A 15,002-nucleotide genomic window follows, 5' to 3' on the forward strand; every position below is an offset into this window, starting at 1 on the left:
CACGCTGATATCCCCTCCGGCTCTCGCCGGGAAGCGCGGCCCCAGCCGAATGCTACACCACTCCCTGGGACGTCATCTCCAGTACGGCGCACCGGATCAACGGTCTGATCCGGTGCGAGACAACTTCAGAATGGGATACCATCGGGCCTATATTCCGAGCGGCCTCCCGCCAGATGCCCTAGCAAGGTCCGCGTTCCGCCTCATCCACATCGAGACGATGTATGGCGCTACGGAATAAAGTGTCTATTCGATTCGAACGTCGGAACTGGCAGCTCGATTGGTTTTCCAAAGTTAGGATTTGGGCTGCTATATATGAAGCTGATAATTGTATTCGGGAACGGATCGTTGTCACCGGTGTAGTAGCGGACAAAGGTTGCGGCGGCACTCCTCACGATTTCCCTCCGGGGCATTTCATAGACATGACCGTGACCCCACTTCCACCATCCATCGAGCGCCACACCAATACCCCGCGGATGTGCGACGAAAAGCTCTGGGTGCGAAGGACCCAAAGTGTGAGTGACACCGTCATCTGGTACTTCGGCCCGGTCGCGGCGAACCTCAATGCGGGAGATGCCCACATTCTCCGGTAACGTTTCTACGTAGGTAGCCATTCGATGGTCCCCCCAAAGAGGACACAATGGTTCGTAAGCTTCCGAGACGAAAGTAATCTATTTTAGGTAACCCTTTGACGAGCGGTTGCAGCGATCCACCGCTTCAAGTCGCCATCCTTCGCAGATGCTCGAATCGTCGATCCTATTGGGCAGCGTTGTTGCTTGGAATTGCAGGTTTGGCCAACACTACCACAGGTCTACTAGCGTTCTGTGGTTCTTCCGCGATCGATGCGAGCGACATGCGGGGTTCAGCGGCAGTTGCTACACCTGAAAACTTGATGATTCCGGCCGCACGGCGTACTGAAGGATTTTCCGGACTCTTTTGCGTGAAGCAGTTCGGGCATCTTCCCTCCACCGAAAGGAGAATGCCCATGAATGTTCAAAAATTGCTTCACAAGGTCGCTCAGTCCGCAGACAAGCCCGTCAATGTCCCCACGGCCCCGCCAATAGAACTCGTCGCCCTCATTGTAAGGTGGGCGCGTCATCTTCGGGATTGGAAGGTGTCTACGCTCGCCGACTTCGCTACGGTCTCCGTATCCACGGTCGAGCGCGTCGAACGCGGAGAACGGGTCAGCGATGAGGCTCTCGACCGGGTCGCGCTCGCCCTGGGATACGACAAGGGAGCATTCTTCGAGCCCAGACTGCCCATCGGCCGGGATGCCGTTGCGGAACAGATGGTGGAGACCTATGGGCACCTTGAGGCCGTCGACGTGGCGCCGATGAAGACCCAGCGCGCTGTCCGGGAAGCTGCACATTGCCAAGCGTTCCTCGTGCACAGTCCGGGCGTTCCCGACACCTATGATCAGGACATCGCCGCACTGACCGAATGGCTGGACTTCGCGTCGTTCGCGCTGTCCGACGACATCGATATCGAAGGCGGCGAGGAGTTGTCCCGGCGCCGACTTTACAACGATATCCTCAAGTGCGTCGCCGAGCTGGAGCGGCGCGGCCTAACCGTCCTGAGCGGTGTGATGCCTGCACCGCAGCCTGGGTTGCCGGACTGGACCGTCGCTGTGTTGTCGATCACGCCAAAGCTGACCGATCCTGGAGCCGCGAAGCGAAAGCAGGTGTTCGTCGACGGACGGCATGTCGCGATGCCGAACCGCAAATTCTAGGGTCCGGACTGAGGTCGGAAAGCGGTAACTTATTGTGCTGTTTTCGCCAGCATGCCGAGCAGCTTCCCACAAATGTGCCGCGAGATCAGCGGCCGCCTTAGGCGACCGCGCTATCATCAGATTCAAGGGGCATAAGCCATGCGACAGCCGCTGCCGCTACTTGTCGTGTGTCGATTGGATGAGCGAGTACGTAGCTGCCAGGGGAGTGCAGGCAACGCTGTCGATCGCGTCCGAAGTCTGTCGGATCTGTTCGCTGATACTGTGCATCACCGGTGCATAATCGTGTTCCCGCACCAGCCCACGAAGAATGATCTCCGTCTGTTTGATTTGCCTGTGACGCTCGCCAGGGATAGCGGGCAAAGGATCTTCACCCGCCAGGATGTCTGCAAGCATCCCAACCTGGGAAGAGCCAGTTGTCGGACAGCACTGTTTGTACTGGATGAATTCCTGCGAAGAATTCGAATCCAAGATCTTGTCGTCAAAGCTCCTTCCGTCGTCGAAAACGTGCTTGAAATAGTTACACATGCGGGTCCGAGCAGTCAGGTCGGTCACCCCTCTCGCAATCTCGGGGACATGTGCTGAGAGCCGCGCGAGCTGTTCGCTCTTGCTAAGCCCATCGAGAACGTCAACTCCAGCGGAGAAGGATGAACTGGCGCTCAGGAGAACGAGGGCAGTCGAATGAAGGATATTACGCAATACATCACCTTGTGTTTGTTGCAGATTTCGGCATCTGTCGATGCAATGTCAGACATAGAGCTCTGCAACCGGGATTGTAAGAGCAACCTCCCGGCGTAGCGCGGACGATGACGGTAGCGCTGTTGTGGCTTCTGGCCGTGTCATTCTTTTTATGAATGGCATCGTTCCACGCGCCGCCGTTCCACACGATATCCAGCGCTTCGAGACCAGCGTGGATTGATCCGCTTGCGGCAATGCCATCTGTTGGAGGAACGCTATCGCTAGGAGAACCGCTCGTCGCGAAATCAATTAGCAGTTCACCCGCGGATGATGGATGAATATGCGATACCCAGCATCGCGCTTGAATATGCGCATGACCTGATCTTCGATGATTTCCTCGACAATGTTGCCAATCTCCTCGAAGCCGGATTTGTCGGACCATCCGGCGAAGCTGCCGAACAGGCTGTCGCAAGCTTCTTCGAGCCTCACGTAGAAAGGCCGGAACCAAGAACCATGCAGTGCGTTCGTCACCTTTTCACCTGGATCGCCCTTCCTTCCAGCCGCAGCCAGCGTGCCGAGGAAATAGCAGGCGAACTTCATAAGGGTGCCGTAGGCACCGAACACAGGGCCGACAAAAGGATCGGCGTTGCCTCCGTGGCACTTGCTGACAAGATCGCCTACCTTCGCGTCAATCGGCTCGAACACTTTTAGGAATGTCTCTTCGTAGCCGGGCAAGGGGTCGTATCCGATCGATCCGGCGATCCGACAGGCGGCGTATTCCTCCCAGCATGCCATGTAGACATCCGCCCGCCACGAATCCATGAGCGTGGGAAACCCCGACCGGAGGAGTTCACCAGGGAAGCATTGCTCCCATGCCGCGGTGACTTCCACGTGAGCGGCTTCATGGGCGAGCGTGTGGATGAGCATGTTGAGAGACTCTGGATCTTCGCCGGATACCATGTCCGCAACGCCTCCATGCAGAACGACGTGGCTTTTTAGCACGCCGTCACGCAGCACGGATGGCGTCATCGCGACTCCTATGCCGACATCGGTCGTTCGCTGCAGGACAAAGCTGGTTTCGTAACCTCGATCAAGATTCGCCAGAGCGTCGTCGTAGTCGTAGGCGACCGTGACCCCGTCAAGCGTTGAGAGATCGATGATCTTGCCTAGCCCCGGAAAATAGTTGCGAGGTTTCTCGCGAGGCTTTCGGCATCCGCCCGCTGATAACCCATGAAGTGGAACGTGATATTCTCCGGGAACGAAGATGATGGTTCTCCCATCTCGTCGCTCGATACATCAACAGCCGCTTCAGACGCCTGTTCACTCACGCTCGCTCCGGTCCGGTTGAAGTCGCGGATAGTATTTCACGAGCGCCGACCTCTCATGGAGCCGAGTTCGTCGACCACGAGCTGCATCGAAAGGTCGTAGAAGTCGAAGAGGGCGTAGAGCGGAGACAGGAGCGGTTGTACGACCTCGGGAAGGTTCGAATCTATGGCGCTCGTATCGACATGCGTCTGAAGCCTGATCTCGTCCTGCCTCGAAACCCTCCCGCCCCGAAGCATTCTGCTCCCGCCGATGCTGGTGAGCTCTCGCCCCGCAAGACCTTGATAGATGGCTTCGAATTTGATGGTGGTCGGACCCTCGAAAAGATGGTCAGACAGGCTCTTCGCGTAGAGGAGGGTTTCTCCGACCCTCCAAACAGGATGCGCCACATCGAACACCGTGCCAGGCGGAACAGCAGCGCGGCCGGGTCGTTGAGCATCCATGCCGTCTTCCTGATATCCCCGGATGAGGATCGCCATTCCGTCGGGATGGACTCTCCAGAAGTCCGAATGCCCCGGGTCGCGCTGGTCGGGCGGCGTCTCGGTGTCTCCGCCCAGCCAGCACTCCACGAGCCCGTCGACAAGGTATGGTGCGATACCGCGCCGGGTCGGATACCAGAACGGCGGCCACCCGGTATGATGGATCTCGGCGGCGCGTAAGATCTCTGGCATGCGAGCCGGAGCTATCTGCCGCCGTTCGCCGATGACCTCGAAGGCAAAGCAGTGTCGCCCATATTCAAGACGAGGCCCCGCGTTTGGAGGTAGACTTTCAGCAAGGCGCTGCCACCGCGCGAAGCCAGCTTGAATGAACTGGTGAAGCCTCTCGGGAGGAGGCTCCTGCTGGACCTGGGGAACCGCACCCGTGATAAGGGCTCTGATTTGGTCAAACATCTCATCGCGCCTGTTTTGAAGGCAGCGGGCGAGAAGTTCGTCCCAGTCCTGTGCGCTCTGCGGCGTTTCGCTGCGTGGTCCGGGCTTGCGGACATAGATCGCGTTGTTGGCAACGGTATTTCCGTTTGGTCCCGCGCGCTTCGCCCTGACGGGTACACGATGCCCGCCCGGAACGACCACGATCGGAAAAAGTGAGCCACCAGGATTGGGCACGAGGTGCACCGGGCAGTGAAACGGCGGATCACTGTAGTTCTGTACGATACCGTTGATCAGGTCCTGGTTGTATCCGTTCAGGACATGAGGGCGTCCTTCCGCTTCGACAATGCCACCAGGCGTCTCAACAAGCCCGAAGGCTATGAAGCCACCGCCGTGGTTGGCGATGGCGAGCACGGCCTTTGCGAAGGTTGCCTTGTCGTCGTTAGACCCCTGTAGATCAAGCCAGTTCTTGACCTCAAATCCCAGATCCTCTCTGGGATCGACCAGCAGGTCGTTCAAGCGCTCACGACTGATCTCGGCCATGCTGATTCTCACCCTAAACGTGCTGAATTGAGAAGATCACGAAGGTCAGAGGACTTCAATGAGAACGCTTTCGCGCTTGCGTTTGACAGGGTGCGTGATCGCCAGAAAGGACGAGGGCGCTTTTAAAGAACGTCAGCAGCCTTTCGCGCTGAGCTGCCCTGACATATTGCGAAGGCGCAGCTGGAGGAGGATCTCTCAATCACCAAGCTGGATGATGTCGCTGGATTGAGCCCGCGGCGCCGCTGGACTATGTCATTGACGCCTCGTTTCCGTCATGGGCGACGGAAACGGACATCGCCTGATACGAGGCAAGAAATTATTTTACACAGAAGGTTGGTTCCCATTGAAAAGCCAGAAGCCAATAGCGATATCGTGTATATTAGGTGCTAGGCGAAGTGGTTCTGCGCCTTTAAGGAGGATGAATTGGCTCAGTTCAAAGAACGTGTACACCGCAAGCATACCGTGGACGTAGCCTGCTGAGTATCGCTCCATGAATAGACTTGCAGGAACGCGAGATTGATCGATCGAGTTCTTTACTCCAAAAGATCGTCATCGATAAAAAGGCGCCTCTGTCGGCAACGACGGGGGCGCTTCCGTTTTAAAGTGGTTGGGATCGGGAAGTCCTTGGATCGAGATTGGCGGGGAGGGTGTGCAGATGGCCGGACCGAAACGTGAGGAAAGTACGACTGAAGGCACGCGAAGCCCCGGAGGATCTGCAAACAAACTGACTGGAGAATCAAAACGGGGCAGCGCTCTATCGCGAAGGAAGTCGTGGAGCAGGCGTCTGATGGCTGCGATAGTTGCGGGCATGTTCTCAATCGGTAGTCTTACCGCCGCGGGGCTGGGCGTTGTCTACTCAGATGCCATCAAGTCCTTCGGCGGCGAAGCCGTATCACTGGTGAAGGAAAAGATCTTCGGGGAGCATGTTAACGCGCCGAGCGACAAGCTTTCGAAATCTGAGTGGTACCTTACGTTGATGTATCAGGATCTGACGGGATTGGAGGGCCAGGACCTTGGGGATGCAACCGAAGAGGCGCTTCGATGGAAAATCAAGCTCGATGAAGGACCTCAATTGAGCGGCTCTTACCAAGAGCTTGGAAAGGATGGGGCGTTAGAGGGGCGTACGGGGAAGCTTGCAGGTTTCAAAGATAACGAATCTCGGGTCGTTCTGTCCTACGAGGGTGACAATGGCTTCGGCTATGGAAATCTCGTATTTCAGCGCCAAACCGTCGGCGCCGATGATGTCTTCGTTGGCGTAGGTTTCATACACGCTTGTCGGGATGCGGCTACCAATACCTGCAAGCCAGGCAAACCTCACAAGTTCTGTCGCGCGATCCTGACCAAGAACGAGAACGCTGCGACAGACAGTAACTTCAGGCGCTTTTTCAATTTCGGATGCAGCCAGTTTGAAGGTGGAGACCTATCGGTTCCAATGATGCCAGTTCCAAACGAAGCTCGGTGATCGACTCTGGTTCGGATTCAATTGGGAGCCGAGAGTGATCGCATCCGATCGCTGTGCCAGAGCATCCTTCGAGGAAAACGGCGATCTTCAATCCCGGGAAGGCGATGTCGCTCGTCGTCCTCTTCAATCCGGGAAGCGGATAATGGATACTATAGCGCATATCCTGGGCGTACAGGAGCGAGCGCACGGCGCGTTCGAACGCATTGTCGCGGCCAGCAGTTGCGTTGCATACGGCGACGGACGGTTGCGGTGGCTTGAAGGTTGAGCGGCATCCGTCTGAAATACATCTCGGGCGTGGCCATATCATGGCTCGTCCCGAGATTGTCGTGAGAGGATTTTGCGGGCTTAGGTATACGTCGGTCGTCTCCCTACCGGCGCTCTTGCAATCACTATTGGTGCGAGGGACAATTTCAGAAAGGGAGTAGGCCAAATGCAATCAGAAACCACCAACGCATCGGTATCGCGTGAAGTTCGTTATGAAGACGGCATAGTCTTTTTCTGCGGCGAGTTTTCTGAATCTGATCAGCGGACGCTTAGAGATGCCGCCTTGTCCGGGGTTCAGCTTGATCTGGCGCGAAGCATACCAAGCACCTTGTCACTCTTCGCAACAAGCGCTCGCAACGTCATCGGCAACATCAGGACATGCTGATAGCTTCCGTCCTTGGCGTGTGCGCTGAACTCGCTTAGATCGCCCTCCGCGTCGAATTTGAAGGCATCCTTTATTTCAGATGCCAGAAAGTTTTCATAGTCATTCGAGTTCATCTCGGGTCGAAGATCATGAAGAGTGCGAACGGCTTCTTCGTATGCCTCTTTCTCAGAGCCAGTCCTTTCTTTGTCTTCCCATCCGGAAAACTTATTCGCCAAGATCTCGTGGCCCTCAGCAACCAAATGCGCAAGCGACTCCCGCATCACAACCAAACGGGTTGATCGACCGCTTATGTCAACAAAGCGAATAATCGCACCCCCTCCGAAGGTCGTTACCGCAGCGACGTTGAATGAAACTGCGAAGAAGTCTGTTGCCTTTACGAAATTTGTCATTGAGGATCGCTATCTTAGATTGAACTATCCGCCGCATTAGCGGTCATTGTTTAATTCGAGATAAACGGGTGCATGGGGTAGGCTGTACTACTAGCAGCTATCGCCAACATTCTTCGCTCCACATTGGTCCTTGACGCCTTCCCCAATGTTCTATATTCGTTCCCGCCCATGAACATCTTTGCGCGCACCTCGTTCCGAATACGCTGACGCACCCCGGGCTTGCCCGGTATCGCCCAGTTCTGCGTTTTTGATTTCGAGGGATGCCATGAAGAGTATCCATGACCGCCGGAGCGATGCTGCTCCACGTCCGGTCACGCTGCCTGCAATTTCCCATACTGAAGCCACGATCAAATGCGTCGGCCCTGCGTTGTTTCGCTCGGAGCACGCCCGCGATTTCGCATGCCTGCTTGATCTCGACCCCGAGGTCGTCCAGTGGAGTTCGGCCCCGCCCATGCTCAGCGACGGCGCCGATGAATATCAGCTCGACTTCGTCGTCATCACCGACAGCGGATCCTTCCTTATCGATGTCGGGCATGAAGAGCCGAGACCGTCGCCGTGGGTGACATCCATAGTCGAATCCATGGGCCACCACTATCGGCCCGTTGCCATGGCCGAGCTGGAAGGCAGCTTCCGTCTCCAGAACAGTAAGGATCTCCTGCGATATGGCTTCTATCGGCCGCCGCTCGGCGACAGGATTCGACTGCTTGCGGCGCTAGACGATATGGGATCCCTGACCGTCGCCGAATGCATGTCGGCAGTCAGGGAAGGGCGGCCGATGCCGACCGTGGCCGCCCTGATCCTTCAAGGATTCTTGGAGCTCGATCTGGATGATGCCCTGATCGGTCCTGATACCCAGGTGCGCCGGATACGCAGCTGACGTGACGCGCTGATGCGCAGGATCCAACGTCACCATTCAGCTTTTCCGGGAACACATAAATGAACATTTCTCGCACCCGCCAGGGATTCGCCCTGCCGGAATACATTGCCTATGCAGGCATCAGCCGTGCCATCGGCACCTATACTCGCGCCCACCGCTTCGCCATCGCTCTCGTTCTTCCGAGATGGGACGAGAAGAGCACCTACCTGCGGGCCGCCGCAGCGCTTTTGAATCCTCTCGCTGATTTCAGGATTTCCGACAGGGTCTATATCGGCGACGCGAAGGAGGAAACATACGACACCATTCTCGATGAACTCGGGAGCAAGAAGACCATCGTCCTGTACAAGGATAAGGACGACATCCCCGAGGAAATCGCGCTCGCCTTCGATGCCGTCCTGCATGTGGAGGCGCCAACGACGCGGCAGGTCCAGGGCGTCGTCAAATGGGTCTACAACATCGACCTCTCGCCGGAGGAGGCTGGAATTCTCGCGCGCAGCAATTGGAGGCGCCTGAAGCTGGCCGTCATGCGGGGCCGCCCCATGTCGCGCATTCTGGCGACGCTTCAGAAGCTAGAGACGGCGACGCCACGCGTTTCGCAAAGACGTCCGGTCTTCGATGAGACCGTGACGCTCGAAACCATGGCAGGCTACGGCGAGGCGCAGCGATGGGGGCTTGATCTCGCTCGCGACATCGCCGACTGGCGCTCGGGATCACTCGCATGGGACGACGTCGATAGAGGGATCATGTTGTCGGGGCCGCCGGGCGTGGGGAAAACAATCTTTAGCCAAGCGCTGGCGGCGACGTGCAACATGGAACTCGTCGTCGCCTCCTATGCCAAATGGCAAGCGCGCGGACACTTGGGAGACTTTCTCAAGGCGATGCAGGCAAGCTTCGCGGACGCCCGGAAGAAGGCACCGGCGATCCTGTTCGTTGACGAGCTCGACGCGTTTGGCGACCGCAACACCGTCGACAGCGGCAATGCCTCGTACGACATCAAAGCGACGAATGGACTGCTTGAGCAGCTCGATGGACTCGACGGGCGAGAAGGCGTCGTGGTGGTCGGCGCCTGCAACAATCCGGATCTCATCGACCCGGCTATCATGCGGCCGGGTCGCCTCGATCGCCATGTCCGCATTCCCCTTCCCGACACCGAAGCACGCGCTTCGATCTTTCGAATGCATTTGAGAGGAGCGTTGACTGATGACGATCATCGCGCCTTCGCCGAGGGTACTGAGGGCATGACAGGTGCGGCCATCCAGTTGATCGTTCGCGGTGCCCGGCGGAGTGCCCGAAGGCGGAAGCGTCCGCTTGAATCGAGAGACGTCTTTGAACACGTTCCTCCCGTCCTCCTGCTGCCGCCTGAGGTGATCAGAGTCAACGCGACCCATGAGATCGGCCACGCGGTCGTCGGTGCAGTCCTCGGAATGGATCTGGCGGAGGTCTCCGTCGCATCGAGCCTGAGGGTAGGGCAGTCATCGCAGTCTGTCGGAAGAGCGGTCTTCACCCGCAATCCGTGGGCAAGAAGGACGAAGGAGCATTACCTCGACCTCATCGCCATGACGATGTCGGGCATGGCGGCCGAACAGCTTTTCCTGGGCTCATGGGACGATGGTGCGGCAGGCGGGGCGGGATCCGACTTGCACGAGGCAACGCAGACTGCGATTACGCTGGAGCGGTCATTCGGCATGGGACGGAAGCTGGCATCCTATGGCCCCATCGACGACCGTCATGCAAACGAGATGAAGTTTCTCGACACCGCTCTCATGTCGGAAGTCGATAGCATCCTGCGGCAACAGTTGGAGCGGGCGACCGCGATCCTCGACCGCCATCGGGAAACGTTCATGAAGCTCGTGGCCGAACTGGTCGAGCGTCACATGCTGCCGGGCAGGGAGGTCTTGGACGCGTTGAATGAAGAAGACGGAAGCGATTTGCTTCGCGTCATTCGTGGTCCTTGATTTCGGAACACGGGCTCGATAAGCATTCGCCCATGAAATCGCGACAACCGGGTCGGCTTCTGCCGGACGGCCGCGAGAGCGCTCAGGCCCCTGGGACAGCGGTGAAAGATCCGTCCTCCCAGGGGTTCGTGCTATAGCAACCAGCTATGCGGCCTTCGTGTTCACCTTCCGCAGATACTGAAATGCCGGAGTGCCTGACACCTCATCGGTGATCGGTGTCGGCATTGCTGACAGCAGCTTTGCAGCGATCTTGTGCGAGGCCTCGTTGTCCGCGCCGATGACGGCTTCGATGTAGAACGTGGTGATCGGTGTCCTGCTGAAGCCGTTAGCAAGCTCTTTCATCGCAGCAGCCACGATGTCCTTGCCCTTGCCCTGTCCACGGTACTTCTCGGGCACCGCGTAGCCGAGGTGGAAGCATTGTGTCCGGTCGATAGGTTCGACCAGAGCGAATATCGCCATCGCGGTCACGATCTTCCCATCTAGTCGGACGTAGGTAAATCGTGGCTTCCCTGTTGGGTGGTCGAGATGGACGAAGAGATCCTTGTCGGTCTCGCATTGCTGGAGCTTTAAGGTACCGTGCGGCAGTTCCCGCTGGAATGAATTCAAGGCATTCATTGGGTCAGTCATTGCAGGCATTATTTTCTCCCCATGCGATGTCGCTTTACACATATGTTTGGCAACGCACGCTTTTTAGGTGTCTTGATCGATATCTTGCAACGTGAAAAGGTGCCGCCACTTTTCTGGAGGAAATCGATGGAGGCATCGTTGCAAAAGGAAGACGACGAGATCCTCGATGACGATAGCTACCTCAAGGTCGAGACGATCTTCGCCAAGCACGGGGAAGCACCACACGTCCTCGACTTTTCCGTCGTTCTCCGGCGGTATCCGGAAGACGACGACAACGCGCCGGCCGGACCCGTTCTCGCCCACCTTAAGGGGTTCATCTTCCAGCCTGGATATATCCCGGAGGATGACGATGACGAAGGATATTTCGATGTCTTCGACGAGCGGAGCCAACACGCAGCGATCGGCTACCGCATTCTCGTGAATGACCGGGATCTCGTTGCAAAAGCTCTGAAAAAAGACGCCGATTTGGACGAACTCTCCGCGGTTGCGTATCTTGAGCGACTGTGGGTGAACCCGTCCTTGCGAGGACACGGCATCGCCCACCGGCTTCTCCGCGAAGCCCAGCATGTACTCGGTCGCCCAGGGCTTCTCGTCATGGTGAAGGCACATCCTGACGATTTCGACGCAGGCGCCAATCAGAAGCTCGCCACCTACTATCAATCGGACAAGCAACTACGCTTCCGCCAGGTTTCGAAGAAGCATGAAGGATGGCTCGTCGCCGCCTGGCAGGACGCTGTCGTCAACGACAAGGATGAGCGCTTCCTAGATCTGGATGTGACGGAAACGCCAGCCGTGGACGAGAACGACTAATGCGTCCACCACGGCAACAACGTGGCCCGTCATCTCCCGAACAACCATCCGAACAGGCCTCGACGCTTTGATGGAGAAGGATGCTGCTCCGGAGTCTTCTCGGTGTCGTCATACCAACCGAGATCCAGAAACATCCGATCCGACCTCTCGTCGTCCTCCCGCTTCCTGTCGGCCTTGATCCGCTCGATATCGGCGGCCAGCATGTCTTCATACAGCTCCGAGGCGGTAGAGTGGTTGGACGGTTCTCCCCAGAGTTCCTTCATCCACTTGCGATCTGTTGCCCCGAGAAGGGGCAAGCGTTCGTTGCCTATTCGATGATAGGCCAGATCAAGGGATGCAAGCCGGGCGTAAGGGATGCGCTCTATGTAGCCGTAATCCGTGTAGCTCCACATTGCCGCAAGGTGGTGCAGTTCCCTGAGCAGATCCTCGTAGTCCGTTTTCTCCTTCCGTGCCTTCCTGATCTTAGTCCGGAGAGCAATCGCCATCTCCCGCCACGCTGCCGGGAGCGGCAGGTGGCGGCGGGCCATAGCATAACGTTGGTCAGGATCGTCCTTGATGCGATCAAGGGCGTCCGCCCAGAACTCACCATTCTCAGGTGCCGGACCTGTTGCCTGTGCAACAAAGCTTCCGTCCGGCTTATGCCGACCGACTACTTCCCACATCCCGCGGTCGAGCGAACGGGCCTCTTGGTCGGTTTCGGTGTCGACCCATTGAGCGGTCATTCGGCGGCATTCTCTTCTTCGGCCGCCTCGATCGCAGCGCGAACACGTCTCGAAGGACGAACTGCTGGATCCGGTCGCGCGTAGTCGGGAGCATGGAAGTATTGCTGGCGCCCGCCAAACCAGATCATTCGCGCGGGCAGATCGTAATCCGGATAGTCGATCAGGTCCGGCCAATCGGGATGCGGGCGGTTCTTTCGGAGTGTTGCGTAGTCGGTCTTAAACCAGCGGTTCAGGACGGTGACACTTCTTGAAGGAAGGGCTTTCGTTTTCATTTCGTTGAGGGGAAGCTGCATGAAGCGGGCATGAAGCCACTCCGCGAAATCCAGCGTGGTCTTTGTTGCCTTCAGGCGCTTGCCGGAGGGTTCGGCTGTTGCGATCTCACCAAGCCAGATTACGCGCTCTTGTGTGACCTCTCTGAGCTTATGATGCCCTTCCTGCATCCGAGTATGTACATTGCTGCCGATCCCGATGTACTGCATGCTCACCTTCCGTTGATACGGACGCTTGCCAATGCACATGTAGAGTCCATCGCCATAGTCGCGGCGAGCAGCCGCCCTCGCGTCATCGAGGCCTCGGTAAGGACCATACCAATTGACCGCGATCATTAGATGCTTGGATATCATTTCGCCCCACAAGAATTGCCGACCGATGAGGTTCTGCCGCTAAATATCGCTGAACTTATACAGTCGTGATTAAAGCAAGCTTGCCTGCATCGTCCTTGGAGACGATTGCAATAATCACGCTTTCGGGGACGTAAAGGCCGCTCGGGTGTGCCTCTCAAGAATGTCGGCGGCGCAGGCCGAAATCTGCTTGCCTCTCCTGAAATCGGGTAGTTTCCCCATCCGATATTGGCGTTCCCATTAATCTGACGATGGCACCGTCCCTTTGCAGAAAGCAGGGGGTAAAATGCCTATTCAACACGGATGGAATTCATGGTCGGCCGAAGCGTCCCGGCTACCGCGGAATGAAGTCAGCGCCGCACATCCTATCCGGCGGAGGGCGTCATGAATCTTAAACAGTTCAAGGAAGATTCAGACAAGCTCAGGCTTGCCCCAGCTTTCCCAGGACCACAGGCTCTTTCGAAGCCGGAGGAGTTCCCGAAGAACGTTCGGATTGTCGAAGGAACGGTCAAGGAAACAGGAACCCAGGCATCGCAGGGGCTGAACGAGAAACACGAAAATCTCGTAAAATACGCATACATCGTCATCGAGACGGACAAGGACATCTTCAAGGTAGAGCATGTCGTCACGAACGATGCCGTTCGCTCCGAGGTCGCGATCGGCAACGAATGCAAGTTCTTTTTCGTTTCCCGCTGGAACGGATCCAGCAACGACAATTTTCTCGTTGCCACGCAAAGTCAGGCGCGCGGCACGAACATGTATTCGCCTTTGTCGTTCACCATGTCCGTTCTTGTGAACCTCTATCGAGGTTTTGCTGTCGGGGCGACGTATGTCGTCAGCTTCGTGACCGTAACTCTCGCGTCGCCGCTCATCTGGGCGCACTACCCATTCTGGACATGCGCGAAGATCGCGCTGATCCCCGCTGTCCTGATGGCCATTGCTCTGTTCAGCATGTCCGGCGCCGGACGTGTTCGTAGCTCGACGCAGCTAGTCCACAAGAAGCTAAAGAGCACGAAGATCAGTGAGGAAATGTACGACGGCCGGGAAATGAAGGTGTTCTGATGCGTATCGATGAGGCCGACCACAAAAGAAAGAAGGCCATGAGCCTTGTTGTCGGCGCCGCCTTGGTCGCTGCGGTAGTTTTGCCACTGCTCTACGTGGCGGTGGGCTCGATAATCGCCATTGTTCGCATAGTTCTGGGATGATCGGAAGCTTTCGCGGCGGCAGGGTCATTCGTCCCGCCTACTGACACCTGCGATGCTTGCCGAGATCGACAACGCGACGAGGTGTGCAATATTCCGGGCGCCGAAGGCGGACTTCAGCCGTTCGATCCTATGCTCGATCGTCCGTGCGGACAGATTGGCGGCCATAGCGACCTCCCGAGTCGATGCTCCTTCCGCCAGCAATTGCAGGATCGCAAGGTCGGCATCGTCCAGTCCGTCGGTTCGTGGTCCTGTCGGCAGCAGGAAGTGTACGTCGACAAGACTGATGCACCATGCACTCCGGCCCGACGAGTTCTTCTGCGGCAGAACGATCCGCGCATAGGCCGCATGCATGCCAAGAATCCTCGCCAGGATATGCCCCATGGACGGGCGCTGTCGTTCGATGGCGGCGACATAGGCCGGAACCATGATTTCATGAAGATATTTCTGATCTGGGAAGTCGCCGAAGGACTGGGACTGCTGCAACAGTCTCATGTCGGCAAACCCAGACGGCAGACCATAGGTTTGGATGAACTCGATGCGGAAGTCCCGAGTA

At 57.3% G+C, this 15,002-nt stretch carries 17 protein-coding genes; 7 read left to right on the forward strand and 10 right to left on the reverse strand.

What is annotated here, in order from left to right:
* Positions 1–227 precede the first annotated feature (227 nt).
* The gene (locus ACPYOP_RS31525) at positions 228–611 is read right to left on the reverse strand and encodes a hypothetical protein (RefSeq protein ID WP_481414151.1); all 384 of its coding nucleotides are present in this window, start codon (positions 609–611) and stop codon (positions 228–230) included.
* A gap of 371 nt (positions 612–982) precedes the next feature.
* Between ACPYOP_RS31525 and ACPYOP_RS31530 the strand changes: the two genes are divergently transcribed.
* A complete protein-coding gene (locus ACPYOP_RS31530) occupies positions 983–1,726 on the forward strand; it encodes a helix-turn-helix domain-containing protein (protein WP_481414152.1) in 744 nt (247 codons plus the stop codon).
* Between the two features lie 156 nt (positions 1,727–1,882).
* On the opposite strand, the gene ACPYOP_RS31535 is transcribed toward ACPYOP_RS31530, so the two are convergent.
* From ACPYOP_RS31535 to ACPYOP_RS31550, 4 genes are all read right to left on the reverse strand, one after another.
* Positions 1,883–2,422: a hypothetical protein gene (locus ACPYOP_RS31535; RefSeq protein WP_481414153.1), complete on the reverse strand. Its 540-nt coding sequence runs from the start codon at positions 2,420–2,422 to the stop codon at positions 1,883–1,885.
* A 288-nt stretch (positions 2,423–2,710) separates the two neighbouring features.
* Complete coding sequence (locus tag ACPYOP_RS31540; protein WP_481414154.1) at positions 2,711–3,430, reverse strand: hypothetical protein; 720 nt, start codon at positions 3,428–3,430, stop codon at positions 2,711–2,713.
* 137 nt (positions 3,431–3,567) lie between these two features.
* Positions 3,568–3,729: a hypothetical protein gene (locus tag ACPYOP_RS31545; RefSeq protein ID WP_481414155.1), complete on the reverse strand. Its 162-nt coding sequence runs from the start codon at positions 3,727–3,729 to the stop codon at positions 3,568–3,570.
* Positions 3,730–3,765: 36 nt separating this feature from the next.
* Entirely contained in the window at positions 3,766–5,133 is a 1,368-nt protein-coding gene (locus ACPYOP_RS31550) for an AlbA family DNA-binding domain-containing protein (RefSeq protein ID WP_481414156.1), read from the reverse strand.
* Between the two features lie 787 nt (positions 5,134–5,920).
* Here ACPYOP_RS31550 and ACPYOP_RS31555 point away from each other — a divergent pair.
* Positions 5,921–6,595: a hypothetical protein gene (locus ACPYOP_RS31555; protein WP_481414157.1), complete on the forward strand. Its 675-nt coding sequence runs from the start codon at positions 5,921–5,923 to the stop codon at positions 6,593–6,595.
* Positions 6,596–7,153: 558 nt separating this feature from the next.
* On the opposite strand, the gene ACPYOP_RS31560 is transcribed toward ACPYOP_RS31555, so the two are convergent.
* Entirely contained in the window at positions 7,154–7,633 is a 480-nt protein-coding gene (locus ACPYOP_RS31560; protein ID WP_481414158.1) for a hypothetical protein, read from the reverse strand.
* A gap of 265 nt (positions 7,634–7,898) precedes the next feature.
* On the opposite strand from ACPYOP_RS31560, the gene ACPYOP_RS31565 reads away from it, so the two are divergent.
* A complete protein-coding gene (locus tag ACPYOP_RS31565; RefSeq protein WP_481414159.1) occupies positions 7,899–8,510 on the forward strand; it encodes a hypothetical protein in 612 nt (203 codons plus the stop codon).
* Between the two features lie 59 nt (positions 8,511–8,569).
* Positions 8,570–10,465, forward strand: coding sequence for an AAA family ATPase (locus tag ACPYOP_RS31570; RefSeq protein ID WP_481414160.1), 1,896 nt, complete (start codon positions 8,570–8,572; stop codon positions 10,463–10,465).
* Positions 10,466–10,609: 144 nt separating this feature from the next.
* On the opposite strand, the gene ACPYOP_RS31575 is transcribed toward ACPYOP_RS31570, so the two are convergent.
* Positions 10,610–11,101: a GNAT family N-acetyltransferase gene (locus ACPYOP_RS31575; protein ID WP_481414161.1), complete on the reverse strand. Its 492-nt coding sequence runs from the start codon at positions 11,099–11,101 to the stop codon at positions 10,610–10,612.
* Between the two features lie 129 nt (positions 11,102–11,230).
* Between ACPYOP_RS31575 and ACPYOP_RS31580 the strand changes: the two genes are divergently transcribed.
* Positions 11,231–11,902, forward strand: a complete 672-nt coding sequence (locus ACPYOP_RS31580) for a GNAT family N-acetyltransferase (protein WP_481414162.1) — start codon at positions 11,231–11,233, stop codon at positions 11,900–11,902.
* Between the two features lie 29 nt (positions 11,903–11,931).
* On the opposite strand, the gene ACPYOP_RS31585 is transcribed toward ACPYOP_RS31580, so the two are convergent.
* Both ACPYOP_RS31585 and ACPYOP_RS31590 read right to left on the reverse strand, forming a co-directional pair.
* Complete coding sequence (locus ACPYOP_RS31585; RefSeq protein ID WP_481414163.1) at positions 11,932–12,624, reverse strand: hypothetical protein; 693 nt, start codon at positions 12,622–12,624, stop codon at positions 11,932–11,934.
* Entirely contained in the window at positions 12,621–13,103 is a 483-nt protein-coding gene (locus tag ACPYOP_RS31590; protein ID WP_064813942.1) for a hypothetical protein, read from the reverse strand. The genes ACPYOP_RS31585 and ACPYOP_RS31590 overlap by 4 nt, the downstream gene beginning before the upstream one ends.
* 525 nt (positions 13,104–13,628) lie before the next feature.
* On the opposite strand from ACPYOP_RS31590, the gene ACPYOP_RS31595 reads away from it, so the two are divergent.
* Both ACPYOP_RS31595 and ACPYOP_RS31600 read left to right on the forward strand, forming a co-directional pair.
* Entirely contained in the window at positions 13,629–14,306 is a 678-nt protein-coding gene (locus ACPYOP_RS31595) for a hypothetical protein (protein WP_481414164.1), read from the forward strand.
* Positions 14,306–14,449, forward strand: a complete 144-nt coding sequence (locus tag ACPYOP_RS31600; protein WP_167377202.1) for a hypothetical protein — start codon at positions 14,306–14,308, stop codon at positions 14,447–14,449. The genes ACPYOP_RS31595 and ACPYOP_RS31600 overlap by 1 nt, the downstream gene beginning before the upstream one ends.
* 24 nt (positions 14,450–14,473) lie before the next feature.
* Here the strand turns inward: ACPYOP_RS31600 and ACPYOP_RS31605 are convergent.
* Positions 14,474–15,002, reverse strand: a 529-nt coding sequence (locus tag ACPYOP_RS31605; RefSeq protein WP_481414165.1) for a helix-turn-helix domain-containing protein, incomplete at its 5' end; no start/stop codon positions are given.

It is taken from the genome of Rhizobium sp. KNZ2-6A (assembly GCF_056755475.1).

Bases quoted from the DNA above. Each gene is read 5' to 3' on its own strand.
- ACPYOP_RS31525 (WP_481414151.1), bottom strand. From the start codon at position 611: ATGGCTACCTACGTAGAAACGTTACCGGAGAATGTGGGCATCTCCCGC.
- ACPYOP_RS31585 (WP_481414163.1), bottom strand. From the start codon at position 12,624: ATGACCGCTCAATGGGTCGACACCGAAACCGACCAAGAGGCCCGTTCG.
- ACPYOP_RS31570 (WP_481414160.1), top strand. From the start codon at position 8,570: ATGAACATTTCTCGCACCCGCCAGGGATTCGCCCTGCCGGAATACATT.
- ACPYOP_RS31590 (WP_064813942.1), bottom strand. From the start codon at position 13,103: ATGCAGTACATCGGGATCGGCAGCAATGTACATACTCGGATGCAGGAA.
- ACPYOP_RS31530 (WP_481414152.1), top strand. From the start codon at position 983: ATGAATGTTCAAAAATTGCTTCACAAGGTCGCTCAGTCCGCAGACAAG.
- ACPYOP_RS31575 (WP_481414161.1), bottom strand. From the start codon at position 11,101: ATGCCTGCAATGACTGACCCAATGAATGCCTTGAATTCATTCCAGCGG.
- ACPYOP_RS31560 (WP_481414158.1), bottom strand. From the start codon at position 7,633: ATGACAAATTTCGTAAAGGCAACAGACTTCTTCGCAGTTTCATTCAAC.
- ACPYOP_RS31550 (WP_481414156.1), bottom strand. From the start codon at position 5,133: ATGGCCGAGATCAGTCGTGAGCGCTTGAACGACCTGCTGGTCGATCCC.
- ACPYOP_RS31555 (WP_481414157.1), top strand. From the start codon at position 5,921: ATGGCTGCGATAGTTGCGGGCATGTTCTCAATCGGTAGTCTTACCGCC.
- ACPYOP_RS31600 (WP_167377202.1), top strand. From the start codon at position 14,306: ATGCGTATCGATGAGGCCGACCACAAAAGAAAGAAGGCCATGAGCCTT.
- ACPYOP_RS31565 (WP_481414159.1), top strand. From the start codon at position 7,899: ATGAAGAGTATCCATGACCGCCGGAGCGATGCTGCTCCACGTCCGGTC.
- ACPYOP_RS31540 (WP_481414154.1), bottom strand. From the start codon at position 3,430: ATGACGCCATCCGTGCTGCGTGACGGCGTGCTAAAAAGCCACGTCGTT.
- ACPYOP_RS31595 (WP_481414164.1), top strand. From the start codon at position 13,629: ATGAATCTTAAACAGTTCAAGGAAGATTCAGACAAGCTCAGGCTTGCC.